Source organism: Planctopirus limnophila DSM 3776, assembly GCF_000092105.1.
Taxonomy (GTDB): Bacteria; Planctomycetota; Planctomycetia; order Planctomycetales; family Planctomycetaceae; genus Planctopirus; species Planctopirus limnophila.
Window position 1 is genome coordinate 4,405,401 of record NC_014148.1, and the last position, 18,217, is coordinate 4,423,617.

The 18,217-nt window shown below is 54.6% G+C and carries 13 protein-coding genes; 6 read left to right on the forward strand and 7 right to left on the reverse strand.

The features are described 5' to 3' along the window. Positions 1 to 113 precede the first annotated feature (113 nt). The gene (locus tag PLIM_RS17495; RefSeq protein ID WP_013111646.1) at positions 114 to 1,088 is read left to right on the forward strand and encodes a sugar phosphate isomerase/epimerase family protein; all 975 of its coding nucleotides are present in this window, start codon (positions 114 to 116) and stop codon (positions 1,086 to 1,088) included. Positions 1,089 to 1,679: 591 nt separating this feature from the next. Here PLIM_RS17495 and PLIM_RS17505 read toward each other — a convergent pair. The 4 genes from PLIM_RS17505 to PLIM_RS17520 all read right to left on the reverse strand — a co-directional run bounded on the left by PLIM_RS17505 (position 1,680) and on the right by PLIM_RS17520 (position 6,043). Continuing rightward, a complete protein-coding gene (locus tag PLIM_RS17505) occupies positions 1,680 to 2,204 on the reverse strand; it encodes a (2Fe-2S)-binding protein (protein ID WP_013111647.1) in 525 nt (174 codons plus the stop codon). A gap of 229 nt (positions 2,205 to 2,433) precedes the next feature. Next, positions 2,434 to 3,960: an Nramp family divalent metal transporter gene (locus tag PLIM_RS17510; RefSeq protein WP_013111648.1), complete on the reverse strand. Its 1,527-nt coding sequence runs from the start codon at positions 3,958 to 3,960 to the stop codon at positions 2,434 to 2,436. A 75-nt stretch (positions 3,961 to 4,035) separates the two neighbouring features. Beyond that, positions 4,036 to 5,001, reverse strand: coding sequence for a 3-keto-disaccharide hydrolase (locus PLIM_RS17515; protein WP_013111649.1), 966 nt, complete (start codon positions 4,999 to 5,001; stop codon positions 4,036 to 4,038). Positions 5,002 to 5,215: 214 nt separating this feature from the next. After that, positions 5,216 to 6,043, reverse strand: a complete 828-nt coding sequence (locus tag PLIM_RS17520) for a hypothetical protein (RefSeq protein ID WP_013111650.1) — start codon at positions 6,041 to 6,043, stop codon at positions 5,216 to 5,218. A gap of 339 nt (positions 6,044 to 6,382) precedes the next feature. On the opposite strand from PLIM_RS17520, the gene PLIM_RS17525 reads away from it, so the two are divergent. The 4 genes from PLIM_RS17525 (at position 6,383) to gmd (ending at position 14,001) form a co-directional block, all read left to right on the forward strand. Next, on the forward strand, positions 6,383 to 9,001 hold the full coding sequence (locus PLIM_RS17525) for a hypothetical protein (RefSeq protein ID WP_041402119.1): 2,619 nt from the start codon (positions 6,383 to 6,385) through the stop codon (positions 8,999 to 9,001). Positions 9,002 to 9,213: 212 nt separating this feature from the next. Continuing rightward, the gene (locus PLIM_RS17530) at positions 9,214 to 11,079 is read left to right on the forward strand and encodes a coiled-coil domain-containing protein (RefSeq protein WP_013111652.1); all 1,866 of its coding nucleotides are present in this window, start codon (positions 9,214 to 9,216) and stop codon (positions 11,077 to 11,079) included. A 697-nt stretch (positions 11,080 to 11,776) separates the two neighbouring features. Next, entirely contained in the window at positions 11,777 to 12,838 is a 1,062-nt protein-coding gene (locus PLIM_RS17540; RefSeq protein ID WP_013111654.1) for a DnaA/Hda family protein, read from the forward strand. A 155-nt stretch (positions 12,839 to 12,993) separates the two neighbouring features. Beyond that, complete coding sequence (gmd, locus tag PLIM_RS17545) at positions 12,994 to 14,001, forward strand: GDP-mannose 4,6-dehydratase (RefSeq protein WP_013111655.1); 1,008 nt, start codon at positions 12,994 to 12,996, stop codon at positions 13,999 to 14,001. 2 nt (positions 14,002 to 14,003) lie between these two features. Here gmd and PLIM_RS17550 read toward each other — a convergent pair whose 3' ends face one another. The 3 genes from PLIM_RS17550 to hisC all read right to left on the reverse strand — a co-directional run bounded on the left by PLIM_RS17550 (position 14,004) and on the right by hisC (position 16,934). Then, entirely contained in the window at positions 14,004 to 14,711 is a 708-nt protein-coding gene (locus tag PLIM_RS17550) for a hypothetical protein (RefSeq protein WP_148227173.1), read from the reverse strand. 390 nt (positions 14,712 to 15,101) lie between these two features. Then, the gene (hisB, locus tag PLIM_RS17555) at positions 15,102 to 15,701 is read right to left on the reverse strand and encodes an imidazoleglycerol-phosphate dehydratase HisB (protein WP_013111657.1); all 600 of its coding nucleotides are present in this window, start codon (positions 15,699 to 15,701) and stop codon (positions 15,102 to 15,104) included. Positions 15,702 to 15,857: 156 nt separating this feature from the next. Further along, positions 15,858 to 16,934 (reverse strand): histidinol-phosphate transaminase, encoded by a 1,077-nt coding sequence (hisC, locus tag PLIM_RS17560; protein WP_013111658.1) that lies wholly within the window; start codon positions 16,932 to 16,934, stop codon positions 15,858 to 15,860. 603 nt (positions 16,935 to 17,537) lie between these two features. Here hisC and PLIM_RS17570 point away from each other — a divergent pair. Continuing rightward, positions 17,538 to 18,176, forward strand: coding sequence for a hypothetical protein (locus PLIM_RS17570; RefSeq protein ID WP_013111659.1), 639 nt, complete (start codon positions 17,538 to 17,540; stop codon positions 18,174 to 18,176). Positions 18,177 to 18,217: the final 41 nt, after the last annotated feature.

Genomic DNA, 18,217 nt, shown 5'->3' on the forward strand with positions numbered 1-18,217 from the left:
CCGGCCATCGACATGTTTTCATCGCTGGCTGAGAAAATCCTGGCGGCTACCAGAGTGGGAGCCGCCAGATTTTTTTGATCAGGTCACTCCAATTCAAAGAAAGCTCTTTCGAAATGCCTGCACCTCTTTCACGCCGGGAATGGATCGCCACCACGGCAGCGACTGCTATCACTGCAGGAGCGGCATTCACTTCACAGCCAGCTCATGCCGCCGGAGTCGATTGGCAAGTGCAAGATGCCCCCCCAAAAGCTGCGCGCAGGCAACCGATTGGCGTTTCGACCTATTCCTTCTGGCAGTTCAAACCAGATCAGAAACTTTCGATTGAAGAGTGCATTCAGAAATCTTCCGCCTACGGCTTTGATGGTGTCGAGATTCTGCACCGGCAGATGACTGACGAAACATCCGCGGGCTTGCGCTCCATCAAGCAAGTGGCCCTGCGAGAAGGCATTCCGCTGATTGGACTTTCGACCCATCAGACATTTGTCTCTCCCAAGCCTGAAGTGCGTACAAAGAATATCGAGCACACGATTCATTGCCTCGAACTGGCACACGACCTGGGCATTCCCACCATTCGCGTCAACACCGGCACCTGGGGAACACGCAAGAACTTCGACGACCTGATGGCTCACAAAGGGATCGAGGAAGTTCTGGAAGGCTACACCGTTGATCAAGGTTTTGAATGGGTGATCGATGCGTTTGGTGAATGTGCCCGGGCTGCGGAAAAGCTGGGTGTGGTGATGGGACTGGAAAATCACTGGGGGCTGGGCCGCACGGCCGAAGGGGTGTTGCGGGTGATTGATGCGGTCAAATCTCCGTGGCTGGAGGCGACGGTCGATACGGGCAACTTTCTGGAAGAGCAGTACACGCAATTCGAAAAACTGTTGCCGCACGCCGTGCTGATACAGGCCAAGACTTATTACGGCGGCGGGAACTGGTACACACTCGACCTCGATTACGCCCGCTATGCACAGTTAATCAAGGCCTCAGGATACCGCGGATTTGTCTCGCTGGAATTCGAGGGCAAAGCGAATGCTTCCGTAGCCATACCACAAAGCCTCGCGATGCTCCGCGCAGCCTTTGCAGGGTAAGACGGCGTGATGTTTGACGCCAGCTACACTGAGGAGTTGCCAGACAAATGGTACACGCATGGCGCGGCTTCTTGTTGTCGTGGCTTTCACGACAACCCGGCCACAAGTTGGCCGGGCCACCCGGATCGAGATGACTCGGACAGAGATACATGGTGCGCTCAGGTTCTGTGAGGCATGCTTGCTCAGTGCCGCTGTCTATTACACGTAACTTTTCACCCACCCATGGGTAGCACGACCCTGGAGCCCCAAAAATAAAAACAGTGCGAAAGGACGTGGTTCTTGCCCGGGTGGCAGGGGTCGGATGTCTTCATCCGCCCCCTGGTCAATCGATTTCCCCAGCGCAAATGCATCCGAAACATAGATTCATGTCTTTTCATGCTGTTCGTAAAAACGATCAAAGTCCAAAGAACTGGGGGCAAACGAGGACGTTTGACCCCAGCCACACTTCAAAAAGCCTTTCGGCAAAAGATGTGTAATAGACAGCTCAGAGCCGCAAGCATGGCACTCAAGGCGCAGTTGACTTGTCAAACAATCTTGAGGGGCGACGTCCGAAAGACCTGAGGCCAGCGAGGTCAGTGCGAGCGTTTGCCATTACTGGCTGATGGACAGCGACGAAGTTTGCAGCGCATAGCTGTCAGCCATGGCCAAGGTCCGATTGGCTGACTCTTCGGAGATGACTCGTTTGATGTGCCGGTGGCAGGCCATGCAGCCACCCCCTGCACCACATGCCGAAATCACTTGCCGTACCGTCTGCAATTCACCGATCTGAACGGATTCGCGCACCTGATCTTCCGAGACTCGCAGGCAATGGCACAGGTACCGCCTCTGGCTCACCTGAGAAACCCGGCAAGCCGACTCTCGCCCGTACGTTGAATCTGTCAGGCAGGAAGTGCTGGCACCACAAGGTGTGCTTGATCCACAGGGAGTGCTGGCTCCGCAGGTACCTTCCATCTCACAGTATTGCGGGCTGGGACACTCGGACGATTGTCCCGCGGCGAATGGTGCGGAGGATGAATCCAGAGTCGCTGAACTCTGTGAAGAATCACAGTGACTCACCGTAGCGCAAGCCTCGGTGAGTGGCACATGACCATCATCAATGGGGAAAGAAATCGTCATGAACAAATTCAGTCCAACACAGGCGGGAGAATCAGGCTGGAGACTGCAATTGAGACTCAGTGTCAGAAGTCACCCTTGAGTATTGGGGTTCCACGAAGGATCGTCAACACCTTTACGAAAAAAAACAGCGATTGTTGTCAAAAATCATTCAGTCACAATCATCGCTGAAAATTGTCGTAACTATCAACACACAAGCGAGATGCAATCATTTTCACCAGTCGATCATCTCTCAGAACAGGTTGGCGACGAGCCTCGAGAGCTCACGGAATTGCTGAGGAATCATCATCGAGGCCACGAAAAAGATGGCGATCGTCGCCACCCAGAGCAGTCCATCGGTGAACCGGCTGGGCTGAAGTGCGGGGTGGATTTTCTGGTAGCGGAAGTAAATCGTCGCGGCAGCAATCATCGGCAGTGTAATCGCCTGAGCAATCCCGCCCAGTTGCACCAGCAGCTTCGGATCATGCAGCATGAAGTAGAAGACCAGCGCCAGCACAGGAAAGAAGAGACAGAACCGCTGAATGATCTTGAGCCGCACTTGTGCGACTCCGGCAGGAGCTGCACCTGCCAGAATCACAAAATCAGCCGCCAGCCGACTATTGGCTGCGCAGGCCAGGTAAAGCGTTTTGAAGAGGACGGCCCCTGCTCCCACGAGAAACAGAATCCGCGTCCACTGGCCGAAGGGCCCGGCATACATATCGGCCAGCGTATTGATGAGCTGGCTCCCTTCGGGATGCAGGCCCTGTGGATGCAGCACAGCAGCTCCCAGCAGATAAAACGCCACAGTCGAAATGGTGAAGACCACCATACTGACCCACGCATCGAGCTGCATGACTTTGATCCAGCCTTTCGCCCGGGCCTCCCATTCCGGCGAGCCATCACACCGGCCCACAAAGCGGGCATAGCCTTTCTCCAGGCACCAGTAGGGATAATAAAACAGCTCCGTTGCACCCACGCCGGTAATGCCAAAGACCGCAAAAGCAGTCATCATGCCTGCCGGGGGCGTTTGAAATCGAAAGCCGCTCGCCAGTTGATTCCAGGAGATCGAGTAGTCTGTCCACGCCAGAGCTGCGACAGCCAGCATGGTGATTGTCGTCACACTCACCACAATGATCGTGGTGAGCCATTCAATCCGCCGATAACCGCCCTGATAAATCAGCAGCATGGCTGCCAGGCAGGTGACAATCGCCCAGATCATTTCTGGACGAGCAGCAAACAACCCTTTTGCCGCAGGAACGAGATGCACAATACCCGCTGTCATCTGTTCGGAAAATCCCGGGAATGCCAGCTGTAAAACCTGCCCCACACCGCCCGTCATGCCTCCTAACTGCATGACCGTGCAGAGCATCATCCCGAACCACCACCAGACCAGCCAATGCGTCGGAAAGATGCGCCCCGGCAATTCGTTGAGCGCCCCCAGTGTGGGCTTTCCCGATGAGATGGCATATCGGCCTAATTCAACCTGCACAAAGACCTTGATCACACAGCTGAAGAGGATCAACCACAAGAAGACAAAGCCGTTTTTTGCGCCGAGAGATGTGGTGAGAATCAACTCGCCAGAGCCGACGATTGTTCCAGCGAGAATGATTCCCGGGCCAATCTTAAGGAGTGCCGCCCCGAGTGACCTGGGCGGTTCCTGCACATCTTCCGGCGGGAGTGCATAAGGATCGTAAGCCGCAAGTTCTTCAGACATAGCCACTCGCTGAACATCAAAGAGTTCGTTTTCTTCGAGAAGTCCACAGGAAATCCCGGCAAGCATAACGAATCATTGATGTTTTCGCGATGCGTCTTGAACCTCGAAAGTCGCTGTCATTCCGAGACCGATCACACAGAGCTATCTGGCAGCTGGCGTGATCAGAAGCTGACGAAACTCGACCGGGCCATGATCTCCCTGGAGCATCAGCGGGCCGGGCTCGCTTTCGTGGCTGTCGAGTGCTCCACCGGTAATTCCCGGGATCAGCTGACGATCGATGACCCGTGTGCCATTCAACACCACAGTCACCCGGCGGCCCACCAGTGTGACCTCCAGTTTTTGCCACTGGTCAGGCCCGAGAGCTGCATTGTCGGAAGGTGTGAGAAAGCCATAGACCCCGCCGATGTTATGACTGTCGATGGCCTTTCCCGAATGGTCTTCAATCTGCACTTCGTAGCGGCCGCGCAGGTAGATGCCGCTATTGCTGCCTTTTGGGTAACGAAATTCGGCCAGTAGCTGGAAATCTTCAAACGTCTGTTCGGTCAGCAGGTTATTCCCCGGCTTGGCATTGGTGAGGATGCCGTCAATGACCTGCCACCCATTGTCGGCCTTGGGAAACTGTGGTTTCCAGCCGGCAAGACCTTCTTTGGGAATGAGATTGATTGGCGTGCCCCAGGCGGTTGGAGGAGCATTATCGAGGGCCGGTGCTCTCTCGGCATTCCAGGTCAGGACTTCGCCCTGGCTCCCTGTGAGTTCGCCCTGCAGGAGATTTCCTTGCAGCGAACCTTTGATCTGAATGTTCTGCGAACCCCCTTCCCACTGAGGAGGAACGACGAACTGGAAACTGTTGCCATCGACGACAACTTCCGAAATCGGACGAGCCGAGCCAAACTGCCCGACATATCGACCCACAATGGTTTTACGTCCAGATTTCTCGAACTCCAGCCACGAAGGGAACGTGGCACCATCGGCAGATTTCACAGTCACATCCCAGCGACCAATGAGCCCGGGTTTGACAGCCTGCTGAGCGACAAGAGGTTCGCTGCCGTGCATCACTGCAAGGGCGCAGATGGTCAGAATCCAGGTGGTCGTCTGTCGAAGTGTCATCTGGGCGAAACCTCAATGGCAGTGATCGGAAGAGAGATGGTCGGAGAATCCTCCACGACCGAATTCTCAGCGACATTGGCGAGAGTTCGCGGCACTTGTCAAGGATGTTTGCAAATGAGGTGCATTCTTCCATGCCATCGATGGAAGGATCGAAGCAGGAAAGCTGACGGAATGACTGATGTTTTTGAGCAGCTGACAATCAATCTGCCCAGGTTCAGCGGTAGATCCACTCGGGTTCGCCATCGAGGCGGATTTCGAATTCTTTCTGATCAAATTCGTCGCCGGGACGCCAGTACTTCTGCATCAGAGTTTTGTGCTGCACCAGTGGCTGTCCGTCGGGCCCCTCAATGGTACGAATCCCATTGGAAAATCCGGTGAGATAAACCGTATAGCGTTTGGCCTTCGGATTCACGTTGCGAAAAATCGCCACACCAGAGATCGCCTGCTCATCGGGTGATTTGGGCTCTGCGGCGGGAGGAATCGGAGCGACCGCTTCCACAGAATTCTGGAAGGTGAACTTTTCGCGTTTGTTGATGGCAGCCAGTGCTTCGGGGCTAATGGTATCCTGGATCACTTCGGGAGTTTCCGATTGTGTCACCAATGTGAATTCGGGAACGAACATGGGTGGCAGAACGGGCGGATCAAACTCGTTGACAGGCTGGTTGTCGACTTCCCGTTGAGCGATCGGACGATTGAAGGCGCGATACGTCATGTACCAGATGTATTCGGGCTTCTTTTCACCCGTTTTTGGATCTGTCACTTCGACCACGATCTGCCGCATGGGTTTGAAAGCGATATCCATGACCCACAGATCACTCTGGGCCACACGTTCTTCGGCTGTCGAAACACCTTTGACGAGTTGCTCGCCACCCAGCAGCACCTGGGCTGATACCTCTTGCGTGAAAAGCAGGCCTGTGCTGAGTGCAGTCACAGCCAGCAGGCTTCTCACAGCTTTTCCAGCCCATGGGGCAGAGCCAACAATTGTGTTCACGAGAGAGTTCGCCCGGCAGATTGCTGTCTGGTCGTTATTCAAGCGTGTCATGCAAAGCTCCGATCAGCAGATCCTGTGCGGGTCTGGCTGTCTCACAATCAGTCATAGCGAGGAAATGTCTGCGAAACCCGATTGACCTGACTTCTGACCTGAGCAGAGTAGTCAACCAATCTCACTCAGTTTCAAGGTGGACGATCTTCCTAGATATAGAAACGTCAGCCAGAGGGGGTCAAGCCGCGATCGTCGCAACTCCTCTCGAATTGCAGAGTTCCTGCGGGTGTGGAACCGGTCGTAGCTGGATTTCCTGAAAATCGGTGCTGTCTCTACGGATTTTTGAACGGATCGGCTGGTCGATCCCCACTTCTATAGTGTGGAGCCTGGCTGGAGAGCATGCCAGTTCAAATTCTGTCGATGACAACGATTTTGCGGGGCGCAATGATGCGACTGACTTTACGGACACTTCTGGCTTATCTGGATGATGTGTTGCCACCCGCTGCAGCGAAAGCCCTGGGAGAGCGGATTCGCGAAAGTGATGACGTCCAGCAACTTGTCAGCCGCATTCGAGAAGTGATCCGCAAGCGGCGTCTGAACGCCCCCGCGATCTTTCCTGATGGTTCGGGTCAGAATCATGTCGATGCAAATTTTGTGGCCGAATATCTGAACGATCTTCTGACTCCTGAACAGGTTGTGGCCATTGAGAGCCTGTGCCTGGAATCGGATGTCCATCTAGCAGAAGTGGCAGCCTGCCACCAGATTCTCACACTTGCTGCGGCCGAACCGGTGACATTCACCACGGCGGCCCGCGAACGTTTGTACGCCCTCATGGATGGGACACCCATCGAAGTCGAGAATGCTGCCACAACCAGTGCCTCCACTGCTGGTCGTCCGGCGGCAATTGAGGCCGCAGATGAAGCCAAGGCGGATTCTCCAGCAAATGGTGCGGGCGATAGCTTCAAAATTGGTGATTCCCGCAGAACGACAGGGATTGATCTGGAAAAGCTGGGGACCAACGCAGGTCGTTCCGCGGGTGTCGCTGCCACTTCGCGGCAAGTGTCGCCTGCTACAACAGGGAGCGAAGGCAAACAGCCACAGCGGGACAAGTTGAGTGCTCAAGCTGAACTGGATTTCTCCCGTCCAGTCGAGGAATCCCGATGGTCACGCCGGGTCCTTCCAATGGTGGCTGTTGCCGCCGTCGGTGTGGCCTGGCTGGCGATCCTGTTGCGTGATCCGGGACTTAAAGAAGGTGTCACCGGACGCAAGCCCGCAGGAACTCAGGCCACAACAGCAAGCTCTGCCACAACAGCAAGCTCTGGAGGCGAACTGGCTGCCAATGCGGCTTCTCCAGCGAATGCTCCAGAGATCAATCGCCCTGAAGTAGCGGCAGCCAGTGGGAATGGGCCAGCAGGAGCGGTTACTCCTCAAGTCGAGGGTGGCACAGCACCGGCTGTCGCTGGCAATTCATCGGTCAATCCTCCAGCCAATCCTGCGACGGCAACCCCAGATCCAGCCAATGTCGTGGCGATGTCTCCCGGGACTTCCAACCCGGAGGCCGGAAAACCATCGACCGTCAACTCACCAGCCAATGCCACTCCGGTAGCCGCCAATACAGGCAATGCAGCGACAGCATCTGCCAATCTCCCGGCAGCTATGCAGAGTGCGGCTTTACCCGCCGCAGTTCTCCCTGCCACGACAGCCCCTGACTCTGTGAATTCAATAAAGTCTACGAGTACAGCCAGGCCGGAAATTCCCGGCGAATCGTTCCTTCCCGGAACCACGATCACCTATGCCTCGACCGAGAGCGTGGCTATTACCCGTGATGAAGAGACCGCCAGCTGGAAGCGGGTCGTTCCTCAACAACAGATGACTGTGGGGACTGTGCTCGTGGTGCCAGAACCCTTTGAGGCCCGCTTTGAAGTGGCAGTCAATCCACGTGCAGGGGCGGCTGTTTCCCCGGAAGCTCGCCCAGCTGCAGACTTGCAGTTGGATGTCCTCCCGGGCTCTGTCATTCGGTGGGGCGGAGCCGTCGGCAATGCTCCCGCTTCGCTGTTGGTTGAACGAGGACGTGTGAGCCTCAAAGGGATCTCGAGGCAGGAAGCTGCGTTGGGTAAAATCGAGTGGGCCTTTCAGGTCGGTTCGACCGTCGTACGAATTGTCCCCACATCAGCCGATCTTATTGCGGGTGTTGAAGTTCAATGGCGCGAGCCGACGCGATTTGAGCAGGATTTGGGGCCGAATCGGCTCACCGGTGGGTTGTACATCGCCCGGGGAAGCGCCAACGTGATCGTCGGGCAAGGTGAAGCTCGAGAAGTCTCCCAGGGGATGTTCACCACGCTGACGAATATCAGCCAGCAGCCGGAATATCTCTCAGCCACACCACCAATTTCACCGGCATTGCCCGAATGGCTGACGGTCGATTCGCGACCTCTTTCTCCCGCGATTAAGCGATTCGCATCACTGTTCGAAAAGGAGTTCGCAGTAGGTGCAGCGATCGATCTGAATATGCTGGCACTGGTCGTCGATCCCCGCCCTAAAATGGCTGAACTTGGTGTGCAGACGTTAGGGCTCATGGGACGGATGGATGGCTTGGTGGAAGCTCTGGCAAAATCCGAACATGAAGAAGCCCGCATGAGTGCCTTCATCATGCTGCGGGAATGGCTGGGGCATTTGCCAGCGGCAGGAAGCGTGATTCGCGAAGAACTCTCCAGCGAATATGCGGAAGCCGAGGCCAATTCTGTCTACCGGCTCTTGTGGGGTTATTCTCCTGCCGATGCCCGCAATCGCCTCACATCTCAGGAATTAGTGGATTACCTGGGGAATGGCCGCGTCGAGATCCGCGAGATGGCGTTTTATTACATCCAGAAGCTCACGGGAAAACGCCTCGATTACCGTCCACTCGACAATCCCAGCCGGCGGGAAGCGGCTCTCCAGAAGTGGTATAGCGTGCTGCAGAAGGATGGAGCACTGCTGCCGAACATCCCTGTGGATGCGAAGACTCCCGAGGGAACCTGACGGCAATCCGGCAGAAATCGCCGGTCGAGGGCTTGATTCTGCAGGCCGGGCAGAATCTCTCTCCCTCTGAGCGAAACTCTCATTGTCGATTCACAGGTCTCTGGGCCATACTACAGGCTACGACGCCCCATTTTGACGAATTCCTATTTGGCCAGGCTCAGCGCAAAAGCTTTGGGCAGGCCGACTGATCTTTTCAGGGAAAGGATTCCCTTATGTCTGTTTCTGATTCAACGTCTTCCCAGGAAGGTGCCTTCCCAGCGGGCTCGCAGCGAGTGGGAACACGCGCTGTGGATGGTCAATTGACCCCGCGTTTTGACGGCCCGCACTTTTCGATGCGCGGCTCACGCCACGCCAGTGCATCTTCAGCGGATACTCTGGCCACGCGTCAACACCACGAATCTCATCATCCCGAGACCACCCCATATCCGGAGTCTCCCCAGAGACCAGATTCACAGCTTTTGTGGCAAGCCGGGCAGCTTGTCGAAACGTTACAGCAGCAGATTGCTGATATCGCCCGCCGTGAAGAACTGGTGGCCTCGCAGATCCAGCAATTCGAAGAAGATCAGCGTCACTTCCGGTTACTCATGGCCAGTCAGCAGGCGAGCCTGCATGAACGCGAACTCGAACTGCGCGAGCGGGAACGAGAAGTGGCAATTCGCTGGGGAAGTTTTGAAGCACAGATCGGCCAGCTCGAGAAGCGACGCCGGGAACTGGAAGCTGCTGCCGGAGAGGTCGAACGTCAGCGCTCGCAATTGCGTCAGCAGATGCAGGCCGAGTTGGAAACAAGGCGTAAAGAACTGGCGCAAGGGGAAGAAAAACTCGCGCGTGGTCAGCAGCAACTTAACCAGTTGATCGAGATTCACGAGCTGCAACTGGCTGAACGTGCCGAGAAGCTGGAAAAAGACTTCCGCAAGGAGCGGGAAGATCTCTGGAAAAAGCTCGCCGATGAATGGGAAGAACAGCGGATCAAATTCGAACGGCAGCAGGCCGAATGGTGTACCGAACGGGATGCCGAACGCGAGCGACTCGACCGTCAGAAAGAAATTTACGATCGAGCATTAGGCGAGATCGATAACGAACTGAGTGCTGCCCGACAGGCTCAGTTGCAGGAATTTGCCGCGTTGCGGGAAGAGCAAACGGCTCGACTGCGCGAAGAGCAGGTCGCCTGGGAGCAAAAGCTCGCGCTGGATGAACAGAACTATCATCGCGAGCGGGCACTGCTCGACAATCGATTGAAGTTTCAGCAGGATCATCTCGAAAAGGTCAAACAGGAACTGGAAGCTGCACAGAACCAGTTCCGCGAGACGCGACAGCGAGAACGTCAGCGGCTGGAAGACGACACAATGCAGCTCGAACGGCGTTCGAGGCAACTGGCGGCTTATCGGGAAGCGCTCGACGAAAAAGCTGGTTCACTGGCTCGTGAACGCGAACTGCTGGCACAGCAGCGGGGTTCGATCGAAAACAGCGTCCATAAAGACCGCCAGAGCTTTTTGATGGAGAAGCAGGCCTGGGAACAAGAGCGTTCACTCCAGCAGGCCGAAGTTCGCCGTCAGCAGGAGTTGCTCACGGTTCATGCAGAAAGTCTCGAAACACGCCGGGTGCGTTTGGAGGCGTTAAGGGCTGAGCTGGAAGTGACTCATCGCTCGACACTCGAATTACGCCTGGCTCTGGAAGAGACCTGGATGCAGCTTTCGGAAAGCCTCGGCGAACAGCGCACGAAAGAACGCGTTGAACGTTCAAGATTATCGATTGCTCAGCATTACGAGATGCTGCAGAACTCACTCGAAGAACAGCGTATGGAAATGCGGGCTGCCTTCGAGCGGTTTGAACAGCAAAGGCTCGAATTCCAGCAGGAGCGGCAACAGCTCATGCGCTGGATTACTGAACGCGATGAATCGATTCGTCTGAGAGAAAGTGAACTCGCGACCAAAGCGATTGCACAGGCCGAGGCCGACGCCATTCGCGAAAATGAGCGGCAGCGCTGGCTGCAGGAAAAACTTTCGAGTGAACTCAAGATCCGCCAGCTCGTCGAGCAGCTCAACCAGCTACCCACTCAACGACCGATGTTCGATCTGTAACTCACTGATTGCTCTAGCCCTGACCCCTTCTCCCGTTCTAACGGGAGAAGGTTGGCTATGTCCGGCGAGTCGTCTCGATGTTTCACAATTGAAACAAATTACAATTGCCAGCTCAATTGGCATGTCGCTTGCATCATTGGCACTTGGCAATGTGTTTCCAAGAAAACTGCGAGATAATGCCATGCAGACTCATCACAAACTGCTCAAAAGTTTTGCACCCACTGGTCAGAAATCAGAAATTCCAGTCGTCGCCAATCTGCCGCGTGCTGGTCGCCGTTTCGCCCGTTAAGCGAAAATGAATCACAAATTCGCTTTTCTCAAATCCCTGGGAAGTACCCTGACATGAACTGATCATCAGGGTTTTCTGAGGAATTGAGTGAGCCACTTTGCTGCCTCTGGGAGGTTCGAGTGAAGTGGTGGGCTGCGAAATCGTTACAATCCGTGTGCAGCCGCATCGATTTATTCAGCGGCCAGTCTGTGATTCGCTTTTGAGTTGTGAGAAGATTGTTGACGGACGATCTTTGATCGGTGATGTGCTTGTATTGAGAGAAAGCCAGGACAGCTTTTTTTCTTTTGGCAAACTTTGATCGGCATGGGTGAAAGTGCCGATCAATCGAATTCGCTCCAGGGATGATCCGAGGCAAAAGGACGGTTGCCAGACCTTACCTTCAGTCCGCAATGATGTCGGACCCGGATCATGCTCGCCGCACTATTGGCGCGCAGCCAATCTGCACTCGCCTCTCAGGAGCCGTTTCTCGTGCTCCCGGAGAATCATTTTGCCTATACGGCAGCGATGCGAATTGTCGAACCGATGGGTTCGATGGCGGTGCAAGGGCCACGCATCACGCTGGTGTACGGCCCCAAGGGTGGTGGCAAAACTCATCTGGTGCGTCATGTGGCCCGCGAAACTTTGAAGCGGTTGGCCCGTGGCAAACTCCTCCTGGCTAATGCCCATGAGTTCTGCCAGTGGCTGCTGGAAGCTCACGATCAGAAAGCTGTCGTCGAAGCCCACGAGAAACTCCGCAGTCTCGAAGTTCTGATTCTCGATGGCTTTGATGAATTGCAGGATCGCGCCGACCTGCAGCAGCAATTGCTCTGTGTCATTGATCTCATGGCCGATGCCGGCGGACATATCCTCATCGTCAGTGAAAAAGCACCGGGTGAGCTGCGCGGGCTTTCCACTCGATTGGTCAACCGTTGTCACGGAGGATTGTGTGCGTTACTCAAGTGGCCTGGCACTGACAGCCGCAAGCAACTGGCTCTCCATTTCGCTCACCAGAAGCATCTCCCGATGAGTGAAGCCGCCGCTCTGGAACTAGCGGAGAATCTGGCAGGCTCACCAGCACAGTTGATTATCGCCATCCAGCAGATTGAACTGATGGCGCGACGGGAACATTCGACAGCCGATCTCTCTTTGATCAAGCGGTATCTGCAGGGTGAACTTCTTGTTCCCACAATTACCATCGATCAGGTGGCTTTACAGGTTGCGGAAGAGTTCGGCGTCACCATCGAAGCTCTGAAAAGTAAGTCCCGCCATCAATCGGTGGTCCTCCCGAGGCATTGTGCCATGCTGCTGGCCAGGCAGATGACCGCTGCCACACTCGAGGAAATTGGGCGTTTCTTTGGTGATCGAAACCATACGACCGTCTCGCATGGATGCGCGAAACTCGAAGAACTCTTACCCGGGGCACCGACATTAAGGCAGGTGCTCCAGAAAATCCGTGGGCGATTCCCGGCCAGCCATAGTCGCACGGGTTAGCTTCACCAAAAATCGAGAAGTTGAACGGTCCGAACTTCTGTTCGACGAACATGTGCCAATGACTGAATATCCTGAGGGCATCGTGTTACACTTTGCCTTTTACGCAGCCTGATCGATAAAGTTGACATCTTGCCAAGAGACAGGAATTCTGCAGCATGACTTCCGCCAAGAGAGCCCTGATCACTGGAATCACCGGACAGGATGGTTCTTATCTGGCCGATCTATTGCTGGAAAAAGGTTACGAAGTTCACGGCTTGATGCGCCGGACAAGTTCCATCAGCACACAAAGGATCGAGCATCTTCTCTGTGGGAATCAACCCCGAGTCGTGCTGCACACTGGTGACCTGGGCGACACCACCTCGATCCAGCGTGTGCTCAAAGAAGCTCAGCCCCATGAGATTTATCACCTCGGGGCACAAAGCCATGTCCATCATTCCTTCACGCAACCGCTCTATACCGCAGACGTCGTCGCGTTGGGGACATTGCGGCTTCTGGAATCGGCCATTCAGCTCGCAAAAACACAGGAAGTGCGGTTTTACAATGCCGCTTCCAGCGAAATGTTTGGCCATGCGACCATCGTTCCGCAGAACGAAGAAACGCCATTTCATCCCCGCAGCCCGTATGCCTGCTCCAAAGTGTTTGGCTACCATCAGACGATCAATCACCGCGAAGCGTATGGGCTCTATGCGGCGAACGGGATTCTGTTTAATCACGAATCACCCCGGCGTGGTGAGCAGTTTGTGACGCGCAAAATCACTCTGGGTGCCGCCCGCATTAAAGTGGGCCTGCAGAAGAAGCTGGCGTTGGGAAATCTGGATGCTCAGCGTGATTGGGGCTTTGCGAAAGATTATGTCGAAGCGATGTGGCTGATGCTGCAGCAACCTGTGCCGGGCGATTACGTGGTGGCGACCAATGAAACACACACGGTGCGGGAATTCCTCGAAGAGACCTTTCGACTGCTGGATCTCGACCCGGCAGAGTATGTCGAGATTGACCCGGCTTTCTTTCGACCTAGTGAAGTTCCAGTCCTCAAAGGCGACTATTCCAAAGCCGAGAAAGAGCTGGGTTGGAAGCCTGCCACGAACTTTAAAGAGCTGGTACGACTGATGGTTGAAGCCGATCTGGCTTTGGCCCAGAAAGAAGCGGCCCAATCTGCGATTTAAGGCTATGGAGCAGCAGATGACGCGCCGAGCTTACGGAAGTAGTCTTCGGTAAACACCGGGTCGAGCTGGTGGTAGAAGCCAATGGTCAGATCGAGCTTCTTGCGAATGGCGGCATGCTTCTCGGCAATCGGCCAGATCGATCCGTCACCGGCGAAAATCATTGCTGCAAAGGCGTTGAAGTCATTCTCCAGGTTGGATTGAGCATACTCCTTGAGAAACCCCTGCTCGTGAAGTTTTTCATCGAGCTTCAAGCCGGCCTTCTTCTGCTTGACAGCATCCACACCACTCCCGAGATATTTGAAGTCGGGCGGGTTCACCGACTTCCAGGCATTTTCAGCCAGGAATTTCGACTGATTCCTCAACAGAATGCTCGATAACTCCGCATGAAAGACGGCTTCGTTATGAGCATCGGTGAAGCCTTTATTGACATCGCCAATCTTGAGATAGACCGCATTCCGCGAGTTTGTACCACTTGTAATGACCCCGCTGTATTTCAATTCCGAGAGCACATAAATCGTTTTGAGGTGCTGCTTCAGAAGTGCTTCGGGGTACTTCGCCAGTGCCGGGACAAGAATCCGCTGGACACGCTCAAATTCTGCTGCCGGGAGTGCGCCACCACTGGCAGCAATGGAAGGCTTCAGCCAGGATTCTGGGAAGATCCCGGATCGATCCGATGTCACCACGGGGATGGGAGCCGCGATGACCGTCACATCGTCAGCCTGCGTGAATCGATCTGATTGACACACGAGGATGAGCAGGAAAGCAGCGAGGTAAATCGCTCGCTTACATGTTTCCCGGGAGATAATTGCGCGGTGTTGGTTGAGAAGACATGCTTGCCCAGAGCTGCAAGCATGGCACACAGAGCGCCATTTTTTCATGGAAAGCGTATTAGAGCTCCATCGAATCACCATATTGCTCCCCGGATTCACTCAGCTCACGATCAAACTCGAATATCGCGAATGAGAACGAGACTACTCGTTTTTTGAATGGGGAGGCGAGTACGGTTTGTTGATGAACGATGCGCAATTCGTACAAAACCCGACCATGACTCGTCCGGGCTGTCAGCGAACAGACTTCACGAAAGGGTCTTGAAGTCAGGCCTAAGTTGATAACGTCCCTTTGGAAGAAGGGACACCTGTTTGTCGAGGATCGATTGCCACCGCTTGTCTTAAGGCTCTGGCTGTGCCTTTGAAAATGGCCTCGCTGATGTGATGGCTGTTGGTGCCGTGATGCAGCACCAGGTGCAGGTTCATAAGTGCATTGGCCGCCACAGCCTGCCAGAACTCTTCCACAAGTTCGGTATCGAACGTACCGATCTTTTCGGTGGGGAATTCGACCTTGTAGATGAATTTCACACGCCCCGACAAATCGAGTGCCGAAGTGACGAGTGTTTCTTCCATAGGCAAGGTGATGCTGCCATAGCGGACAATTCCCGCTTTGTTGCCTAAAGCCTCAAGGAGAGCTTTGCCGAGGCAGATTCCGATATCTTCGGTCGAGTGATGGTCATCGATGTGAGTATCGCCATCGCAGGTCACTTCGAGATCAAAGAGACCATGCTTAGCAAATAACGTCAGCATGTGATCGAGAAAACCAACGCCAGTCGCCACCTGGGCTTGGCCACTGCCATCGAGGTTGAGTGACAGCCGAATTTTGGTTTCGAACGTATTGCGTTGAATGGTGGCCTGGCGTGGAGAAGACATAACTCGATTTTCGTTGAAGGAATTTGAGATTTTTCCGTCCCGGGTCAATCAGCTGCGGACTACACGGCAGACTACCTGACGTGGGATTCATCAGGAAAGAGGATTCATCGGGATGTTATTCAATAGTTCGTGGTTTCTCTCTTTGGCGCGATCCAGCTAGACGATCTGCTTCAACGCCTCGACACAGGCGGCGACTTCTTCACGAGTGCCGATGGTGATTCTCAGGCCATCGAGCAGGCGATCTGCCGCCCAATCGACGCCGGGAAACTTCATGTATCTCACGAGGATTTTTTGAGCTTTCAGTGCCAGATAAATGTCGTGATGTTTGCTGCTGGGGTGTGTCGTCCAGACGAAGTTGGCCTGGCTGGGCGTGGGAGTGAACCCGAGTTGAATCAATTGATCTGTCAGCCAGGCTCGTGTTTCGCGGATTCGTGCGACGTTGGCCCGCATCCAGGCTTGATCAGCAATGGCTGCGGTGGCCGCTGCCAGCGAGATGCTGTCGCAGTTGTAGCTGTCTTTCACCTTGCGCAGGCCGGCAATCATGTCATGCCGGGCGATGGCAAAGCCAAAACGAATCCCCGCGAGGCTGTACGATTTGCTGAAGGTGCGTGTCATGACCACCCGGTCGCCGAAATCGGCGTTGAGGATCTCTGTTGTTTGAGCTTCATCCGCAAAATCGGCATAGGCCCCATCGAGAACCAGCACACCTTCCGGCGGCACCAGTTCCGCAATCTGAGAAGTCGTCCAGCAGTTCCCGGAAGGACTGTTCGGATTGGGGACAAAGACGGCCTTGGCCCGGTGAACGACCGGCCCGACACGCTCTTTCGACCAGTTCCACTGATTATCGAGAATCAGCCGCTGGTGAGAAACATTCTGCAGATCAGCCAAAGTCTCGTAAAGAATGTAACTGGGATAGGGATAAGCCATGAGATCACCCGTCCCGGTGAACGAACGGGTGATGATGGTCAGGACTTCATCACTGCCATTTGTGGGGAGAATCTGATCGGGATCAACGCCATAAACTTCGGCGGCAATGCGGCGGAAGTTGGTGGCTAAAGGATCGGGATAGAGATTCAGCCGACTGGTCGCAGCAGCCTGAATGGCTTCTGCCACTCTGGGTGAAGGGGGATATGGATTCTCGTTGGTGTTCAGCTTGATCCAGCCTGTTTCCTGAGGCTGCTCGCCCGGGACATAGCCAGAAATTCGTTCAATATGCGGCAGAAAAAGACTCATAACAGGCCTTGAAGGTCAAAGACTCGTGAAAACTTCGATGCATTCCAACGGGAAACAAGCCAACAGTGCTGTGTGCCATGCTTGCAGCTTGGGGGTTTTGCTGGCTTTTTGAGGTTCATTTCAAGTTGTACTTCGTCTCAGATTTTGAACAGGGAATCATCTTTCCCTGTCTCGAAAAACTCGGGACGGAAGGTCGCTTTACCATTGTCTCAGTTCTTGATGCAGGGGGCAAACCGCTCTGCGAAACCGCAAGAATTGTAGATCGCCAAGGAACTTCTGTCTCTGGAAGCCATTTGGCCTACGTTGACAGCCCTTCCCCTCCATAGAAAAAGACGCCACGAGCCCGTGCCAGGTTCTCGACAAAACCTGCGGGCTACAATCCTGGATGAGATTGAACGTTTCCCTGTTCGCTGAACGGGTGACGAAACGAAGACTCCCAGCCGCGCGGACGAGATTGGCAGCCTCTGGCAAGGGGCGATATGCTCCATGAAAGTGATCTGAAAGAACTGAGCAGGGTCACCGGCAGCGACAAATCAGCAGCATTCAGCACCTGAAAATCGATATAAAACATTTGTCAATCAAATGTTACGAAGGAATTTCGACATGGCGACGGGAACCGAAGACGTGATTCTGGCACCACGGCCCAAACGCCGAGTCAGCCGCACATTGATGATCCTCGGAATCGTGGGGGGCGTCGGGATTGTGGGTTGCTGCGGCATGGGCCTGATCTTCAATAACGTCATGAATCCCAGTCTGGTCAATCAGCCTGAGCAGGTTCAGGAAGAACTCGCCAAGGTGATGGAACTCAATGTGCCAGAAGGGTTTACACCTGACTCTGCACAGTCGATGGATAACTTTCTCTTTCTGATGCGGGCGATCTTCTACCGCCAGCAGGATGGACGGGGCTGGTTGAGGATCTTCCAGTTCCAGCCGCGAGCCATTGGCCCGGATATAGGCAAAAAGCCAACACCCTTCGAAGCGGCGCTCGAACAGGTGGACAGCAATTATCCACAACTGGAGCCACTCAATGCTCCCGAAGAGCAGATCGTGAAGCGACTGATTGGCAATCGTGAGGTTCCCATTCGAATTCTCGAAGGGGAAGCCATGACCTCCCGGACACGCTATGTGCAGATCACGGCTCGATTCCCGGGAAAAGTGGGTGACATCGACATCAAATTCCAGATTGAGGCCAACCTCTGGAATGACGAGAAAACCGCCGCTCTGATTGACCAGATCAAGTAGATCTGAATCTGCGTAACCTTTATTGAATCCTAATGTTACAA